Here is a 16,299-nt window from a genome sequence, read left to right as displayed (position 1 = left end):
GGAGCCCGCGATGTCCGCCGTCCCTTCCCTGTTCCGGGACCTGCTGCCCCGGCTGAACGAGCTGAGCGGGTCGCTGCGCCGGGGCAAGCTGTTCGAGCGCGCGATCGCGGCCACCGGGTTGCCGCTGGAGCGGCCGGCGATGAGCGTGCTCGGCATCCTGCACCTCGAGGACGAACCGCTGCGGATCGGCGAGATCGCGACCCGGATGAACGTCGTCGGCCCGCACGTGACGCGGCAGGTGCAGGGGCTGGAGAGCCGCGGGCTGGTCCGGCGCGTGGCCGACCCGGACGACCAGCGGGCCCGGCTGATCGAGCTGACCCCGAGGGGAACGGCCGCGACCGAACGCTACGTCGCGGTGATCGAGGGCTGGTTCGCCGAAGCGATGAGCGGCTGGAGCGCGGAAGACCGCCAGGTCCTCGACCGGCTGCTGACCCGGCTGGTCGAGGACCTGACGGCCCGGTTGTCCGAACTGGACTGAGCGGGGTTACCGCGACATCCGCAGGAACTCCTGCTGCTCGCGGTCGTAGCGCTGGGTCAGGCCGTTTCCGTAGCGGTCCCACCAGTTCTGCGTGTGCCCGTTCTGCCGGGTGGTCGTGTCGCCGTAGACCTCGCGGTCGTATTCGATCCGGGCGTCGTGGAACTGCTGCTGGAATTCCTGCGGCGACAGCCCCTGCAGCTGCTGCACGGCGGCCGGGTCGAGGGTGCGCGCGCTCTGCACGATGTCCGCGCCGCCCATGTGGTTCAGGATCGCCCGGACGCCGCCCGCGCCGCGCATGTGCGCGCCGGACATGATCGCGGCCTGGGCGCCCGCGTCGGTGAATTCCATCGCCCCGGCGCGGCGCGCGTTCGCGGTCATCAGCTGCGCCACCACCGCGCGTTCTTCGGCGCTGCCGAGGCCGTACTGCTGGCGGGCGGCCATGATCTGGTCGTAGCCGTTGTGCATGCTCTCCCGGAAGCCGTACGCCTCGCGCACGCCGCCCTGTTCGCCGGTCGCGCCCTCGGACCGCATGATCGAATCGACGACCCGGTCGTCCAGCTGCTGCGGTGCGGCACCCCCAGCAGCCGCACCGCCGCCGCCCGCCCCGGCTCCGCCGCCGCCCGTGCCGCCGCCGCCCGTGCCGCCGCCGTAGCCCTGGGCCACCGCGGTGTCGGCGTCGGCGTAGTTCCGCGCCGCGTGCTGCACCTTGCCGTTGACCTGTTCGATCAGCTTCACGAAATCGCCGAGCGACGACACGAGTTTCGACTGCAGCAAGGTGTTCGCCGCGGCGACCCCGCTGCCGATGCCCGCGAACGACAAGGCGTCGATCACGAGCGTCTCCAGGTCGCGGACGGCCGAGAACGCCGTGGCGCCGAGGCCCTCCACGTTCTTCACGATCGCCGACACCTCGGCCGGCAGCACCCGGTAGCTTCCCGCTGTCATGCCAGTGACCCTCGCGCACCGGCGCGGGCGCGCCAACGGCCGAATTACCCACTTTCGAAGGGGATCGAATCGCTGCCCGCTGGGTACCTGGGCGGCATGGAGTCCGACGAGGACCGGCACGACCGGACCGACCACGAGATCGAGCTGCTCGCCGAGCGGCTCTGGGCCTGGTCCCGCGAACCGGCCGGCGAGCAGGAGCCGGATCTCGGCCCGCTCGCCGAAGCCGGTTTCGAAATCGACGGCCGCACCGCGCGGTACGGCTCCGGCCGTCCGTGCGTCGCCCTGCTGCTCCCGTCCGACCGGCTCCGGGAATTCGGGCACAACCTCGTCGCCGCGGCGGTGCTCGGAGCCGCGCTCGCCACGGTCCGGACGCGGGAATCCGGTTCCGTCGTCGTCACCGACCGCGCGGGCGACGAGATCGACGCGGTGCTCACCTTCCAGCCCGGCGTGCACACCTGGGCCGCCGCGCCGCTCGCCGCGCGGACCGAACTGCGCGTGAGCGTGCACGGGAATTCCGGACCGGCTCCCGAAGACAGCACCGACGCGGTCGCCGGGCTGGTGCAGGTCTTCACCGCGATCGCCGCACTGCGGGCCCGGCTCCCCGCCGGCGCGGCGGTGCGGGGAATCGTGACGCACGGCGGGGAATCCACCGAGGTGGTGCCCGATTTCGCCGAAGCCCGCTTCGGGTTGCGCGCGCCGGACTCCAAAACGCTCGGGCACGTCGTCACCGAAGTGACCACCGCCGCCGAAGGCGCCGCGATGGCGACCGGAACCAAGGCGAACGTCGAACGGTTCGGCCCGATTCACGCGCGGTTCCAGGACAATCCGGTGCTGTCCGGGCATTTCGCCCGGCATCTCGCGGCGTGCGGGATCCACGCGTCCCCGTCCGGAGCCGCGGCGATTCCCGGCAGGCCCGAGGTGGGCGACTTGAGCGTGCGGATGCCGGCGATCCATCCGTCCGTCGCGCTCCACGATCCGGTGCGCGCGGTCGGCAGCCGGGCGTTCGCCGAGGCGACCGGGTCGCCGCGGGCCAGGACGGTGCTGCTCGCGACGGCGTCGGCGCTGGCGCGCACCGCGTCGGACCTCCTCGCGCATCCCGCACTGGTCCGGCAGGCTTGGGACAATTTCGCCGATCGAGCGCGCCGGGGCGGCTAGAGTCCCCGGCATGGGGACGACTGACGTGCCGCTGCCCGACGGCCGGAACCTCCGGGTCCACGACAGCGGGGGCGACGGTTTTCCGTTGGTGTGGCACCACGGGACTCCGCAATCCGGTCGCCTGCTGCCGCCGGTGGTGGAGGCCGCGGCCGCGCGGGGTTTTCGCGTCGTTTCCTATGCGCGGCCCGGATACGACGGGTCCGCTCCCCAGGTCGGCCGGACGGTGGGCTCGGCCGCCGAAGACGTAAAGCACCTGGCCGATGCGCTGGACCTGCCGCGGTTCGCGGCAATGGGAGCGTCCGGCGGCGGACCGCACACGCTGGCTTGCGCCGCGGTGCTGCCGGACCGGGTGACGGCGGCGGTGTGCCTCGCCGGGTTGGCTCCGTACTCCGAGGAGTACGACTGGTACGGCGGGATGGTCGACGACAGCTCGTTGCGGGCCGCCCGCAAGGGTCGCGAAACCCGGCTGCGGCACGGAGAAACGCAGGAATTCGACCCGGCGAGCTTCACCGACGCGGACTGGGCGGCGCTGCGCGGCACGTGGGGTCCGCTGGGCGAGGACGCCGGTGCCGCGGCGGACGTGGCCGCGGAAGCCGACGACGACCTCGCATACGTCGCGCCATGGGGGTTCTCCGTCTCCGGCGTGCGGGTCCCGGTGCTGCTGGTGCACGGCGGCGGCGATCGGGTCGTCCCGGTCAGCCACAGCGAATGGCTCCTGCGAAACCTCCCGGACGCCGAGCTGTGGCTGCGTCCGCGCGACGGGCACATCTCGGTGCTCAACGCGCTCCCGACCGCGCTCGACTGGCTGCGCAACCTCCCCGGCTGTCGGTGAGGGGAACCCTCACAGACTCTGATTCCCTCAGGGTGGCCCTCACCGACAGTCGAGCAGTGACCCCGAGTATCGCCGGTTATCGTGGCAGGCATGAGCAACGTCGAGACCGACCCGGCCGAACTGGCGTGCGGCGGCGACCCCGTCGACCCCGGCAAGGTCGAGATCCTCGACGCCCGTTCCGTCCCGCTCGGCGGCCCGCGGGCGATGCCCGTCCGCCGCACCCTGCCGCAGCGCCGGCGGTCGCTGATCGGCGCGTGGTGCTTCGCCGACCACTACGGTCCGGACGACACCTCAGTCAGCGGCGGCATGTCCGTCGGCCCGCATCCGCACACCGGGCTGCAGACGGTGAGCTGGCTGTTCACCGGCGAGATCGAGCACCGCGACAGCCTCGGCTCGCACGCGATGGTCCGGCCCGGCGAGCTGAACCTGATGACCGGCGGGCACGGCATCTGCCACGAAGAGGTGTCGACGCCGGAAACCACGATGCTGCACGGGGTCCAGCTCTGGGTCGCGCTGCCGGACGAGCACCGGCACACCGCCCGCGACTTCCAGCATTACGTCCCGCCAGCCACTGACCTCGACGGAGCCACCGCCCGTGTCTTCCTCGGCACGCTGGCCGGGCAAACCTCGCCGGTCAAGACCTTCACTCCGTTGCTGGGCGCGGAAATCGTCCTCGACCCGGGCGCATCGCTGAGCCTCGCCGCGGATCCGTCCTTCGAGCACGGCGTCCTGCTCGACACCGGAGAGCTCACCTTCGCGGGCACTCCGCTGCGGCGGGCCCAGCTCGGCTGTCTGGGCATCGGCGCGACCGCGCTCGGCCTGGACAACCCCGGGTCCTCCCCGGCGCGGGCGATCGTGCTCGGCGGGCCGCCGTTCGGCGAGGAAATCCTGATGTGGTGGAACTTCGTCGGCCGCAGCCACGACGAGATCGCCGAGTACCGCGCGGCGTGGGAGGCGAACTCCGAGCAGTTCGGCGCGATCGAGCCGTACCCCGGCGGCCCGGCGCGGCTGCCCGCTCCCCCGCTGCCCGCCGTGCGGATCAAACCGCGCCGCAACCCCTCGTGAGTGCTGGTGCCGGCAAGAACCGGCACCAGCGCTCACGACCCCTCTAGCCGGTTCCGCGCCCCCGACGGATCGAAATTCACCCGCCGGAGCGGCCCTGCCGCCAGCAGCACCACCGCCACCGCGCTCAGCGCCGCNAGCGCCGCCAGCACCAGCGCCGCCACGAACCGGGCCGGAACCGACGTCGCCGAGGCCAGCACCGCGTATCCGCCCAGCACCACCGCGACCGGCGCGAGCAGCGCGATCGCCGTCAGCACCGGCGGAATCCGGCTGCCGTCCGGACGCCGCGCCGAGACGACCGCCGCGCCCGCCGACACCACCGCGGCCACCAGCAGGCAGGCGCCCACGGTGTCCGACAGGCGGTGCCAGCTGAGCGCGACGGTCGCGGCGGCCACCCAGGCGACGCCGGGCGCCCCCACGGCCAGCACCCAGGTCCGGAACCGCGCGGGCAGCACCACGGCCAATGCCAGCAGCACGGCGGTGGCCGCGCTCACGTGCCCGCTCGGAAAGCTGTTGTGGTGCGGAGCCCCGGCCGAACCGACGTCCGGCCGGTCCAGCAGGTAGATCTTGAGCAGCTGCGCGGCGGCCAGCGGCAGCAAGTACAGCACCAGCGCGGTCACGCCGAGCGCGAACCGCTTGCGCAGCACCGCGAGCGCCACGATGACGATCCCGGCCGCGCCGAACACCTCGACCCCGTCGATCCCGGCCAGCGGCCGCGCCCAGTCCACAGTGGACCGCGGCAGGTTCTGCGCGAAGCGGACGACCCCGTCCTCGGCGCGCTGCCCGGCCTCGGTCCGCACGAACAGCAGGTAGGCGACGACGAACGCGCCCGCGAACCCGATCGCGGCCGCGACCAGCACGGCGGTCCGCGAACGCCGCGGCGGGGCGAGCGCGTGCCGGGGCGCGGACGAGGGCACGGTCGGCGTTTCAGGAGTCAGCACTGCCATGCCTTCGAGCCTGGCCTCGGGATTTCGGGATCTCGTCAGGGCCGTGTCATGGTTTCGCTACAAGATCCGCCCGGCTCGCGCGAATCCGCGGGCATTCCGAATAATGGCCCCTGTGGCTGTGGTGTTGGTGATCGAGGACGACGCGTCCGTCCGCGAGGGCATGGAGCTGGCGCTGCGCCGGCAAGGACACACGGTGCACCCGGCCGCGACCGGCGAGGACGGCGTGGCGCAGCTGCGCGAACGCGCGCCGGACCTCGTGGTGCTCGACCTCATGCTGCCCGGCATCGACGGGTTCGAGACCTGCCGCCGGATCCGCGCGCTCGGCCAGGTGCCGATCATCATGCTCACCGCGCGCAGCGACGATTTCGACATCGTCGCCGGCCTCGAAGCGGGTGCGGACGACTACGTCGTGAAGCCGATCGAACCGCGCGTGCTCGACGCCCGGATCCGCGCGGTGCTGCGCCGCACCGCCGCCGAACCCGGCGCCGCGGGCCCCGAACAGCACGGCGACCTGGTGATCGACCGGGCCGGGATGCTGGTGCGCAAACACGGCGAGCAGGTCTCGCTGACGCCGACCGAACTGAAGCTGCTGCTGGAGATCTCGCGCACGCCAGGCCAGGTGTACAGCCGGAGCCAGCTCCTCGCGTCCGTGTGGGGCCATGATTATCTCGGCGATTCCCGCCTGGTCGACGCCTGCGTGCAGCGGCTGCGCGCGAAGATCGAGGACGTTCCGGCGCAGCCGGACCACGTGCAGACGGTCCGCGGCTTCGGCTACCGGTTCGGCCGCTCGTGAAACGGCTCCGGTCGTGGGTGTCCGGGCTGCGCCTGCGGCTGGTGCTGGCGTTCGCGGCGATGACGCTGGTCGGCGCGGGCGCGGCGGCGGGCGCGAGCTACGTGTCCGCGCGCAACACGATCCTGGCCGGCGTGCAGGACCCGGCGATGGTGCAGCTGCGCGACGAGGTCAGGACGTACCTGCCGCAGCTGACCCTGCCGCCAGACCAGCGGCAGCTCGACAACATGGCGAGCTCGCTCAAGGGCGTCACGACCGTCGTGTTCGGGTCGCTGCATTCGCGCGCCGGGCTGAATCCGGCGGCGCTGCCCGCCGGGCTGCGCACCGCGGTCGCGGGCGGGACCAGCATCCAGTTCCAGCGGGTCGTCGAGGGCGGGCGCCCGGTGCTCTACATCGGGATGCCGCTGCTGCGCTACGGCGCGACGAAGAGCGAACACACCGGCATCGAGGTCTACAAAACGGTCCCGCTCGCCACCCAGCAGGCCGCGATCGAGCAGCTGGCGACGCGCGCGTGGCTGATGACCGCGCTGGCCTTGCCGATCGCGGTCGCGCTGGCGCTGCTGGCCGCGCGGCAGGTGCTGCGACCGGTGCGCGCGCTGAACTCCGCGGCCCGCAAACTCGGCGACGGACAGCTCGACGTGCGCCTGCCCGCCAAGGGTTCCGACGAACTGGCCCAGCTGGTCGCCACGTTCAACCACACCGCGGCGGAACTGGAACGCACGGTCGGCTCGCTGCGCGAGATGGAGGCCGACGCGCGCCGGTTCGTCGCGGACGTCTCGCACGAGCTGCGCACCCCGCTGGCCGCGATGAACGTGGTCACCGACGTTCTCGACGAGGACGCCGACCAGCTGCCCTCGGACACCGCCGTAGCGGCGCGGCTGGTGTCCGCCGAAACCCGGCGGCTGACCCGGCTCGTGCAGGACCTCGTCGAGATCTCCCGCTTCGACGCCGGACGGGCCGAGCTGCGGGTCGAAGAGATCGACCTGGCCGAGGCCGTGGCGAACAGCCTCGCCGCCCGCGGCTGGACCGGCTCCGTGACGGCCGACCTGCCGAGCGTCACCGTGCCCGCTGACCCGCGACGGCTCGACCTGGTCGTCGCCAACCTCGTCGGCAACGCCCTGCGCCACGGCGCCCCGCCGGTCGAAATCCGGCTGAGCACCGACGACACGACCGTCTTCCTGACCGTCACCGACCACGGCCCGGGAATCCCCGAGGAGGTGCTGCCGAAAGTGTTCGACCGCTTCGCGAAGGCCGACACCTCGCGGGCCCGGTCCGACGGCAGCGGCCTCGGCCTGTCGATCGCGCTGGAAAACGCCCGGCTGCACGGCGGCGACCTCGAAGCGGCCAATACCGGCGGCGGGGCGCGGTTCACGCTCCGGCTGCCCCGAACCGCGCAGGAGGAGCGTTGAAACTTCTGCGGCTCTTCGTCGCTTTCGCGGCTGTCTTGGCCCTCGCTGGTTGCGGCATCCAGCCGACCGGAGTGGTCCCTGCCGGAGACGCCCCCGGCGGATTCCAGTTGGGCGCGCCGCGTCCGCAAATCACGCTCTACTTCGTCTACGCGGGACAACTCAGCCCCGTGCAACGTGCCTGGGCGAGGGACGCGAACCCCACGACGGTGCTGACGGAGCTGTTCGGCGGCCCGACTCGCACGGAAGAGCAAGAGGGTTTCTACTCGACGCTCTCGCCCGGCCGGCCCGTCACGGTCGACACCTCGGCCCAGCCGGTGACCGTGACCGTCTCCGAATCGATGAAACTGCTTTACCCGGTCGGCCTGCAGCAGGTGGTCTGCACCGTGTCCGCGTCGCTGGCGGCGTCCGGGCAGCCGGTCGGCAAGGGAATCACCGTGGTCGCCTCGGACACCAAACTCGAATCCTTGTACTGCAACTAGCCTTCCGGCATCAACCCGCGCACGACCCGCTCGACGATCCCCAGCACGACTTCCGTCGCGCTGCGCCCCTCCGGCACCTGCCGCAGCGCCGCCTCCAACGCGCCGAGCACCGCACCGGTCAACGCGGCAGCCTCGACCCGGTCCAGCCGCGGCGCACACGTCTTGTAGAGCTTCTCCGCCCACCGATCGCCCACCGCGGCGTTGCGCAGCAGGTATCCCGCGCGCAACGCAGGCACCCCGGCCAGCAGCCGGGTGCGCACCTCGGTGAGCGGATGGTCCAGCGGAAAACTCCACGCGTCCGCCGTCGCCAGCGCGTGGACGGTCCTGCTCACCATCTCCGCCACCGGCGCACCCGGCTCCGCCGCCGCGAAGACCCCGTCCACCACCTCGTCGTAAAGATGCTGGTCAGCGAAGACAACGTCCTCTTTGGCCGCGAAGTAGTTGAAGTACGTCGCCGGGGACACCTTCGCCCGCGCGGAGATCTCGGCGACGGTCGTGCCGTCGTACCCCTGCTCGTCGAACAGCGTGAGCGCCGCCTCGATCAGCGCCTGGCGGGTCCGCCGCTTCTTCTCTTCCCGCAACCCGGTCATGGCGTGAATCTTAGCGTTACTCTAAACTTAGAGAGTCTCTAAGATTGGAGGTCCCGATGGAACGGACCGGATGCGTGGTCGCCGGGGGCGGTCCGGCCGGCGTGATGCTGGGCCTGCTGCTGGCGCGGGCCGGGGTCGAGGTGGCGGTGCTGGAGAAGCACCGCGACTTCCTGCGGGATTTCCGCGGCGACACCGTGCACCCGTCGACGCTGCGGCTGCTGGACGAACTCGGCCTCGGCACTCAGTTCGCCGCGTTGTCCCGTTCGGTCCTGGAGCGGATGAAAATGGAGATCGGCGCGGAGACCGTGATCGCCGCCGACTTCAGCAGACTGCGCGGCCCGCACAAGCACATCGCGATGGTCCCGCAAGCCGAATTCCTGGCCCTGCTGGCCGAAGCCGGTGCGGCGGAACCGAAATTCTCCCTGCGCATGGGCGCGTCCGTCGTGTCCCTGCGCCGCGAGGGCGGACGCGTGACCGGCGTCGACTACCTCGACGACAACGGCATCGTCCACTCTCTTGCCACCCCACTCACCGTCGGCTGCGACGGACGCTGGTCGACAGTGCGCCACGAACTCGGCCTCGCCCTGCGGGAGTGGGAGGTCCCGATGGACGTCTGGCAGGTGCGAGTGCCGAAAGCCGGACCGGGCGAACAGGGGGTGTTCGCCCGGTTCGGCCCCGGATACGCCTCAGTGACCATGGACCGCGGCGATTACTACCAGACCTCGTACCTCATCCCCCGAGGCCAAGACGCCCACCTGCGTTCCGGCCCCATCGAAGACTTCCGCTCGCGGCTGGCCGAACTGTTCGGCTGGACGCCCGCACAGGTGTCCGCCGTCCGCTCGTGGGACGACGTGAAACTGCTCGAAGTGACCATGGGCCTGCTGCCGCGCTGGCACGCCCCCGGAGCGCTGTGCATCGGCGACGCGGCACACCCGATGTCACCGGTGGGCGGCGTCGGGGTGAACCTCGCCGTGCAAGACGCCGTCGCCACCGCACGACTCCTCGCAGAACCGTTGCGCCGCGGGGAGGTTCCGATGTCCCGCCTGGCCGCCGTACGCCGCCGCCGTCTGCTGCCGACGGCCGCGGTGCAGTCGAGCCAGCGAGGCGAACACGAGATGCTGCTCCGCCCCGCACTCGCCGGGACGCTGGACCGCTTGCCCGCGCCCATGCGGGTGGTGCAACGGTTCCCGGTGCTTTCCGGGGTTACTGCTTACCTTGGCGGTGTTGGGCTGCGCCCGGAACACGCACCTGCTTTCGCCCGACGGTCCGGTGTGGACAGTCACTCTGGCTGACCGCTTGTTCGTCCGGTGCGATGCCGCTCGCCCGCTTGGGTTTCGCGGCACCGCACCGGACTCGCTGACTCTCCGGACGACGCTGGACCGGGCTCGCTGCCCCTCCCGACAGTGCTGCACCAGGCTCGCTGCCCCTTCGGACAGTGCTGAACCGGACTCGCTGACTCTCCGGACGACGCCGGACCGGACTCGCTGACTCTCCGGACAGTGCTGAACCGGACTCGTCGCACGACCAGGGCGGCTCCGGACGGCACATGCGCCGCTTCCCCGCAGACAGCCAGCCAAGCGTCGCCGGAACAGCATCCGCACCATCAGCCCGCCTCCGGCACCTCAACCACGCCGCGCCGCGGTCGTTATGCCGGATAAGCCCGCACCAACCGAGCGTCCTGCAACGCACGGGCCCACCATTCGAGCTGGTCGAGCAACGCCTTCGCCGCGGCCTCGGCGGCAGGGTCGAGCGGTTCGCCGTCCTCCCCGAAACGGCCGTGCACCCCGTGGAAGCTCACGGTTTCGCGGATGGTGACCGCGTGCAGCTCGGCGAAGACCGGACGGAGGTGTTCGACAGCGCGCAGCCCGCCGGAAATCCCGCCGTAGGACACGAAAGCGACCGGTTTCGCGTGCCATTCGCCGCGGAACCAGTCGAGGACGTTCTTGAGCGCGGCCGGGTAGCTGTGGTTGTACTCCGGCGTAACCACGACGAACGCGTCCGCCGCCGCGAGCCGAGCAGCGACGGGCGCGGCCCCCTCGCCGTTCATCGCGAGCGGCAGCGAGATCTCGGCGACGTCGAGGACATCGACCGCGAACCCGCCGTGCCGGTCGGCCTGGCGGGAGAACCAGCGCACGACCGTGGGGGCGAACCGCCCTTCCCTGGCGCTGCCGACGAGCACAGCGAGCCGGACGGGAGCTTCGGACACGTTTTTCTCCTTTCCCGGGGCGGAACAGGTTTCCCGCCTCCGGAAGGAGTCTCGAACTTCAAGCTCCCTTTAAGTCAAGCTATGCTGAGCGCATGACGAAAACGGAGCTGCCGGAACTGACCGTGGGCGAACTCTCCCACCGCAGCGGCGTACCCGCGTCGGCCCTCCGGTTCTACGAGGACGAGAACCTGATCCGCAGCAGGCGCACCGCGGGCAACCAGCGCCGCTACCGCCGCGACACCCTGCGGCGGGTCACGTTCATCCGCATGTCGCAGCGGGTGGGCATGCCGCTGGCGCAGATCCGCGACGTGCTGGCCCTCCTCCCGGACGACCGCACCCCGACCCGCGCCGACTGGTCCCGCATCTCGTCCTGCTGGCGCTCCGACCTCGACCAGCGCATCCGCCAGCTGGAACAACTCCGGGACCAGCTGAACGACTGCATCGGCTGCGGCTGCATGTCCCTGGCCAAATGCCGCCTGGCCAACCCGGAAGACCGCCTAGGCCAAGACGGCCCCGGCCCACGACGACTGCCGGACCACCGGGGAACCGGTTTCGAGTGAGACCGCTCGGCAGCCGAGATTTCTCCGAGACCGAGCGGCCGCCGGCACCGAGGACCCTTCCGCGCGGAACTGCGGCCGCGCTGCTCCAGACGAAACTGCGCCCCGCGAGGCTGCGCCCGCTTCGGCCAGCCCAGCATTCACCGCGCACTCTCACCATGCCCGAGTCAGCCACCAGCCCAGCACTCACCAAGCACTCTCACCACGCCCGCGTCAGCCACCAGCCCAGCCTTCGCCGCACGCTCTCACTGCGCGTTGGCCAGCAACCTAACTCTCACCGCACACCCTCACCGTCCTCTCGTCAACCACCAGTCCCGTCAACCACCAGTCCCGTTCTCGCCGCGCCCTCTCCTCCACTCCGCTCTCACCGCGGACTCGCACCATGCCCGCGTCAGCCACCAGCCCAGCTCTCACCACACGCCCGCACCGCGTGTTGGCCAGCAGGCATCGCCGCCCTCCTTGGCCCGCTGCCGCGCAAGCAGGCCCGGTCACTCGCCCGGCGCGTCGGTCGCTCCGGTTCGGGTCATCCCAGCAGCAACCCCCTCACGTAGGCGGCCTGTCCGGCGTGCTGAAGGTCGTCGGACAGCACGCTGACCAGCCGGACTCCAAGCGTCACCGGCGGGTTCCAGCCTTCGTCGACCACGCGGTCCAGGGCCGCCCCGTTGAGGCTGGTCACCCAGGACACCGTGTGCTCGTGCACGGCGTCGTAGTAGCCGGTGAGCAAGCCCGGCGACTGCGGCTGCACCTTGGCCACGTCGTCGCTGCTGTGCCCGTAACCGATGTCGCCGGCCGGGAACGGCAGGTCGAATTTCTCGCGCCAGTCCTGTGCCGTCCAGAACTGGTCGGTGCCCGCGACGTCCGCGACATGGTCGTCCTGCACCCTCGCCACATGCCAGACCAGCCAGCCGATCGAGTTGGCCTCCGGGCCGGGTCGCGCCGCCAGTTGCTCCGCGGTCAGCCCGTCGACTGCCTGGTGCACCGCTTCCCGCACCCGGCCGAATCCGTCCACGAGCAGATCGGCCACATTCATCTCGCGCTCCTCTCCGTCGTCGTGCGCTTGCCTCGATCATGCCCCGAAGATCCGCTTGTGCCCAGCACTGTGACTCGAGCGGCACGAGGGGTCCGTTCGCGCCGGTTCGAACCGCTTCGACACGGGAAATCCGATGACTACCAGCGGTGACCGCAACTGTCCACTTCGGACCTGACAGGGGCGGCCGACGTCGGGTAAAATCCGGCGCGAAAGCGATCTGCACGCCGACGACGCGAACGGAGGGCCCTGTGGCGGTCACCGCGCCCCGCGCCCTGTCCGGCTTCGACAACATCGCCGGTATCGCGATTCCCGCCTGGGCGGGCATGGTGATCACCGCCGCCTGCGCGGTTTCGGCGATCACGGTTCTGCTGGTGATCCTGCGCAACCGGCGCAAGTAGTCCACCCGGGACGTTCGCTTCGCTATCCGCCGGATCCTGAGCTCAGCAGCGCGAAATCATGCGCCGAGCCGGGAAGATCACGGGTCCGCCCGGGTGAACCGGCTGGTGATGACGTGGTCCTTGGCCGGTCCGGTCACCACCCATTCCTGCTCCCACCGGCGATCGTCGAGCACGCGGTAAGCCCCGCGATACCAGTCGGCGGCGCACGGATGATCGGCCGTCCACTCCCCGGTCGCCAGGTCCACGTCGTGGAAAAACCCGCCATGGTCGAAGTGGACCGCGGCGCGCGAGCCGCCGGCCGGGCGGTAGTGCAGAGTCCGGACAAACGGCCCGCGATGCGCTCCGAGCTGCAGCTCTCCCGACTCGCGGTAGACGAGCACCCCGTCTTCCGGGGTGAACGACGCGCGGCCGCTCGCCGCGCCCATCGCCGCACCGTCGACGTCGACGATTTCGCGCGCGAGCTGCCATTCGCCGGAGAAGTACCCGGTCAGGTCATTGATCGGAAAAGCCACGGATCCCATTGTGCGCCTCCAGACGGCGGGCGACCGGCACCGGGACTGCCGCCTCGGCACCGTCTGTCACGAGGGTGGCGTGAAGGGACCCGTCATCCCGGGTTTCACCAGTAGCCACGCTGTTCACCCTGCGCGACCGGGCCCGTCGCAGGCCCCGAAAACGGCCGGTGCGACGGGGACTCTCGCGCCGAACCCGGCGGGGCAGGCTCGCCCGGACGGCCCGCCGCCCTAGAATCGGCCGCGTGGCGCATCCCGATCTGGCCGAGCAGGCCACCCGTTCCCCCGCTCTCGAGACTCTGCAGCGCGTCTTCGGCTACGACGCCTTCCGCGGCGACCAGGCGGAGATCGTCGAGCACGTGATCTCCGGCGGCGACGCGCTGGTGCTCATGCCCACCGGCGGCGGGAAATCGCTGTGCTACCAGATCCCGTCGCTGGTGCGGCCGGGCGTCGGCGTGGTCATCTCGCCGCTCATCGCGCTGATGCAGGACCAGGTCGACGCGCTGCGCAACGTCGGCGTGCGCGCCGGATTCCTCAACTCCACCCAGGATTTCGCGCAGCGGCAGGAGGTGGAGGAGGCCTTCGTCGCGGGCGAACTGGACCTGCTCTACCTCGCGCCGGAACGGCTGTCGGTCGAATCCACCGTGCGGCTGCTCGACCGCGGCAAGATCGCGCTGTTCGCGATCGACGAGGCGCACTGCGTCTCCCAGTGGGGCCACGATTTCCGGCCCGACTACCTGATGCTGTCGTCGCTGCACGAACGCTGGCCGGACGTGCCCCGGATCGCGCTCACCGCCACCGCGACCGAGGCCACGCACAAGGAAATCTCGCAGCGGCTCGGCCTGGACAACGCGAAGCATTTCGTCGCGAGCTTCGACCGGCCGAACATCCAGTACCGGATCGTGCCGAAGAACTCGCCGCAGAAGCAGTTGCTCGACCTTCTGCGCACCGAGCACCCGGGCGACGCCGGGATCGTCTACTGCCTGTCCCGCGCGTCGGTCGAGAAGACGGCGGATTTCCTGGCGCTGAACGGAATCCCGGCGCTGCCCTACCACGCCGGGCTCGACAAGTCGACCCGCGCCGCGAACCAGGCGAGGTTCCTGCGCGAGGACGGGCTCGTCGTGGTCNCGTGGTCGCCACGATCGCGTTCGGCATGGGCATCGACAAACCGGACGTCCGGTTTGTCGCCCACCTCGACCTGCCGAAGTCCGTGGAAGGCTATTACCAGGAAACCGGCCGCGCGGGCCGCGACGGGCAGCCGTCGACCGCCTGGCTCGCGTACGGGCTGCAAGACGTGATGCAGCAACGCAAAATGATCGACAAGTCCGAGGGCGACGAGATGCATCGTCGCCTGCAAGCCCAGCACCTGAACGCGATGCTGGCGCTGTGCGAGACGGTCGAATGCCGGCGCACGCAGATCCTCGCGTACTTCGGGCAGTCCGGCCAGCCGTGCGGGAACTGCGACACCTGCCTGGCCCCGCCGGAACGCTGGGACGGCACCATTCCCGCACAGAAACTACTGTCCACAGTGGTCCGCCTGCGCAACGAACGGCGGCAGAAGTTCGGCGCAGGCCAGATCATCGACATCCTGCTGGGCAAGACGACGCCGAAAGTCACCCAGTTCCAGCACGACACGCTGAAGGTCTTCGGCATCGGCACCGAACTGCGCGAACCGGAGTGGCGCGCTGTGGTGCGGCAACTGCTGGCACGCAACCTGCTCGCGGTCGAAGGGGATTACGGATCGCTGGTGCTGACCGAAGGTTCGACCGCGGTGCTGAACGGTTCCCACGAAGTGCAGCTGCGCCGCGAACCGGAACGCCCGGCGCGTGCCCCGCGAACGTCCCGCCGCACGCCGGCCGCTCCGATCGACATGCCCGCGGAAGCGGCACCGGTGTTCGAGCGCCTGCGTGCCTGGCGCGGGGCTACGGCGAAGGAACAGGGTGTCCCGGCGTACGTGATCTTCCACGATGCCACGCTGCGCCAGATCGCCGCGATGATGCCGACGACGCTCGACACGCTGGGCACGGTGAGCGGGGTCGGCGAGAGCAAGCTGGCCAAGTACGGGGAGGGTGTGCTGGCGGTGCTGGCCGAGGAGTGAGGGCTGGCTGGAGCCGGCGGGCGGGGACGCTGGCCGGGCTGGGTCGCGCGCGGTAGTTGGAGACCTCGCGGAGCGGCGTGCCTTGGTTTGGCGCCGACGGCCGGATTCACGGCAGAGCGGCTGGCTTAGCTCGGCGGAAGACCAGCGAGACTCGGCAGAGCTGCAAGCGAGCCGGGACAACCAGCCAGACCCGGCAAAACCACAAGCCAGACCGTGCAGAAGGACTGGCCAGGCTCGGCAAGCACCACGACGGCTCGGCAGAACGACCGGTCAGGAATCGCGGAGCTGGGAATCGGCAGCGCCTCGACGGCAGGCGAAGCACGACGGCCCGGGGGCTAGGAAGACCGATCGAGAGGCCGCAGAACCCGCACGGCCCCGATGCCGCCGGAGGTGATCAGCCAGTACGCGTCGAAACTGCCGCCCGCTGAGCACAGGCGGATCCGCGGGCGAGGCCTGGCCCGCGGATCCGCCCGGCCTGGGCTGAAGCGCAGCACGCTCCGGCCCGCAGCGTCAGCAGGCCGAGGACGGACCCGGCGGCGAGATCGAGCAGGACCCGTCAAGCAGCAGGGCGCAAGCAGCGAGGCAGCAGGACCCAGGCCGCACTGCGGCACCTGGACGGGCACCGGAACAGTCTCGCATGCGGAGCGTGCCAGAACGACGTACGCAGACATCGGACCAGCAAGACCCCGCGCGAGGCAGCAGGATCCAGGCGCTCGTCGGCACCTGGGCGGGCACCGGAACAGCAGGACGCCGTACACAGCCACCGGACCAGCAAGACCCCCCGCGCGAGGCAGCAAGACCCAGGCCGCACTGCGGC

At 71.0% G+C, this 16,299-nt stretch carries 16 protein-coding genes and 1 pseudogene; 11 read left to right on the top strand and 6 right to left on the bottom strand.

What is annotated here, in order from left to right; genetic code table 11:
• Window positions 1-10: 10 nt before the first annotated feature.
• Window positions 11-478, top strand: a complete 468-nt coding sequence (locus A4R44_RS17630) for a MarR family winged helix-turn-helix transcriptional regulator (protein WP_067581423.1) — start codon at window positions 11-13, stop codon at window positions 476-478.
• A 6-nt stretch (window positions 479-484) separates the two neighbouring features.
• Here A4R44_RS17630 and A4R44_RS17625 read toward each other — a convergent pair whose 3' ends face one another.
• On the bottom strand, window positions 485-1,420 hold the full coding sequence (locus A4R44_RS17625; protein ID WP_067581421.1) for a hypothetical protein: 936 nt from the start codon (window positions 1,418-1,420) through the stop codon (window positions 485-487).
• A 96-nt stretch (window positions 1,421-1,516) separates the two neighbouring features.
• Here A4R44_RS17625 and A4R44_RS17620 point away from each other — a divergent pair, with 96 nt between their 5' ends.
• The 3 genes from A4R44_RS17620 (at window position 1,517) to A4R44_RS17610 (ending at window position 4,472) form a co-directional block, all read left to right on the top strand.
• Entirely contained in the window at window positions 1,517-2,575 is a 1,059-nt protein-coding gene (locus A4R44_RS17620) for a hypothetical protein (RefSeq protein WP_067581419.1), read from the top strand.
• A gap of 10 nt (window positions 2,576-2,585) precedes the next feature.
• Entirely contained in the window at window positions 2,586-3,407 is an 822-nt protein-coding gene (locus A4R44_RS17615) for an alpha/beta fold hydrolase (protein WP_067581417.1), read from the top strand.
• Between the two features lie 90 nt (window positions 3,408-3,497).
• Entirely contained in the window at window positions 3,498-4,472 is a 975-nt protein-coding gene (locus A4R44_RS17610) for a pirin family protein (protein ID WP_067581415.1), read from the top strand.
• A 32-nt stretch (window positions 4,473-4,504) separates the two neighbouring features.
• On the opposite strand, the gene A4R44_RS17605 is transcribed toward A4R44_RS17610, so the two are convergent.
• Window positions 4,505-5,416: a phosphatase PAP2 family protein gene (locus A4R44_RS17605; RefSeq protein ID WP_067581413.1), complete on the bottom strand. Its 912-nt coding sequence runs from the start codon at window positions 5,414-5,416 to the stop codon at window positions 4,505-4,507.
• Between the two features lie 112 nt (window positions 5,417-5,528).
• On the opposite strand from A4R44_RS17605, the gene A4R44_RS17600 reads away from it, so the two are divergent.
• The 3 genes from A4R44_RS17600 to A4R44_RS17590 are packed head-to-tail and all read left to right on the top strand — an operon-like array spanning window position 5,529 to window position 8,094.
• Window positions 5,529-6,209 carry a response regulator transcription factor gene (locus A4R44_RS17600; RefSeq protein ID WP_067581411.1) on the top strand — a complete coding sequence of 227 codons (681 nt, stop codon included), beginning with the start codon at window positions 5,529-5,531 and terminating at the stop codon, window positions 6,207-6,209.
• Window positions 6,210-6,268: 59 nt separating this feature from the next.
• Window positions 6,269-7,615, top strand: a complete 1,347-nt coding sequence (locus A4R44_RS17595) for a HAMP domain-containing sensor histidine kinase (protein WP_198545349.1) — start codon at window positions 6,269-6,271, stop codon at window positions 7,613-7,615.
• The gene (locus A4R44_RS17590; protein ID WP_067581407.1) at window positions 7,612-8,094 is read left to right on the top strand and encodes a hypothetical protein; all 483 of its coding nucleotides are present in this window, start codon (window positions 7,612-7,614) and stop codon (window positions 8,092-8,094) included. The genes A4R44_RS17595 and A4R44_RS17590 overlap by 4 nt, the downstream gene beginning before the upstream one ends.
• On the opposite strand, the gene A4R44_RS17585 is transcribed toward A4R44_RS17590, so the two are convergent.
• Window positions 8,091-8,684 (bottom strand): TetR/AcrR family transcriptional regulator, encoded by a 594-nt coding sequence (locus A4R44_RS17585; RefSeq protein ID WP_067581405.1) that lies wholly within the window; start codon window positions 8,682-8,684, stop codon window positions 8,091-8,093. The genes A4R44_RS17590 and A4R44_RS17585 overlap by 4 nt on opposite strands.
• Window positions 8,685-8,740: 56 nt before the next feature.
• Here A4R44_RS17585 and A4R44_RS17580 point away from each other — a divergent pair, with 56 nt between their 5' ends.
• A complete protein-coding gene (locus tag A4R44_RS17580; protein WP_067581403.1) occupies window positions 8,741-9,976 on the top strand; it encodes an FAD-dependent oxidoreductase in 1,236 nt (411 codons plus the stop codon).
• 353 nt (window positions 9,977-10,329) lie between these two features.
• Here A4R44_RS17580 and A4R44_RS17575 read toward each other — a convergent pair whose 3' ends face one another.
• A complete protein-coding gene (locus A4R44_RS17575) occupies window positions 10,330-10,890 on the bottom strand; it encodes an NADPH-dependent FMN reductase (protein ID WP_067581401.1) in 561 nt (186 codons plus the stop codon).
• Window positions 10,891-10,982: 92 nt separating this feature from the next.
• Here A4R44_RS17575 and soxR point away from each other — a divergent pair, with 92 nt between their 5' ends.
• A complete protein-coding gene (gene soxR, locus A4R44_RS17570; RefSeq protein WP_067581400.1) occupies window positions 10,983-11,450 on the top strand; it encodes a redox-sensitive transcriptional activator SoxR in 468 nt (155 codons plus the stop codon).
• 520 nt (window positions 11,451-11,970) lie between these two features.
• Here the strand turns inward: soxR and A4R44_RS17565 are convergent.
• On the bottom strand, window positions 11,971-12,477 hold the full coding sequence (locus tag A4R44_RS17565; protein WP_067581398.1) for a DUF664 domain-containing protein: 507 nt from the start codon (window positions 12,475-12,477) through the stop codon (window positions 11,971-11,973).
• A 248-nt stretch (window positions 12,478-12,725) separates the two neighbouring features.
• On the opposite strand from A4R44_RS17565, the gene A4R44_RS47985 reads away from it, so the two are divergent.
• Window positions 12,726-12,875, top strand: coding sequence for a hypothetical protein (locus A4R44_RS47985; protein ID WP_157904908.1), 150 nt, complete (start codon window positions 12,726-12,728; stop codon window positions 12,873-12,875).
• A 77-nt stretch (window positions 12,876-12,952) separates the two neighbouring features.
• Here A4R44_RS47985 and A4R44_RS17560 read toward each other — a convergent pair whose 3' ends face one another.
• Window positions 12,953-13,387, bottom strand: a complete 435-nt coding sequence (locus A4R44_RS17560; RefSeq protein WP_232791645.1) for a DUF6314 family protein — start codon at window positions 13,385-13,387, stop codon at window positions 12,953-12,955.
• Window positions 13,388-13,629: 242 nt separating this feature from the next.
• Between A4R44_RS17560 and recQ the strand changes: the two are divergent.
• A pseudogene (gene recQ / locus A4R44_RS17555) lies at window positions 13,630-15,482 on the top strand (DNA helicase RecQ).
• Window positions 15,483-16,299: the final 817 nt, after the last annotated feature.

It is taken from the genome of Amycolatopsis sp. M39 (assembly GCF_001651785.1).
GTDB classification, from domain to species: domain Bacteria; phylum Actinomycetota; class Actinomycetes; order Mycobacteriales; family Pseudonocardiaceae; genus Amycolatopsis; species Amycolatopsis rubida.
This window is presented reverse-complemented; position numbering and strand designations above follow the sequence as displayed.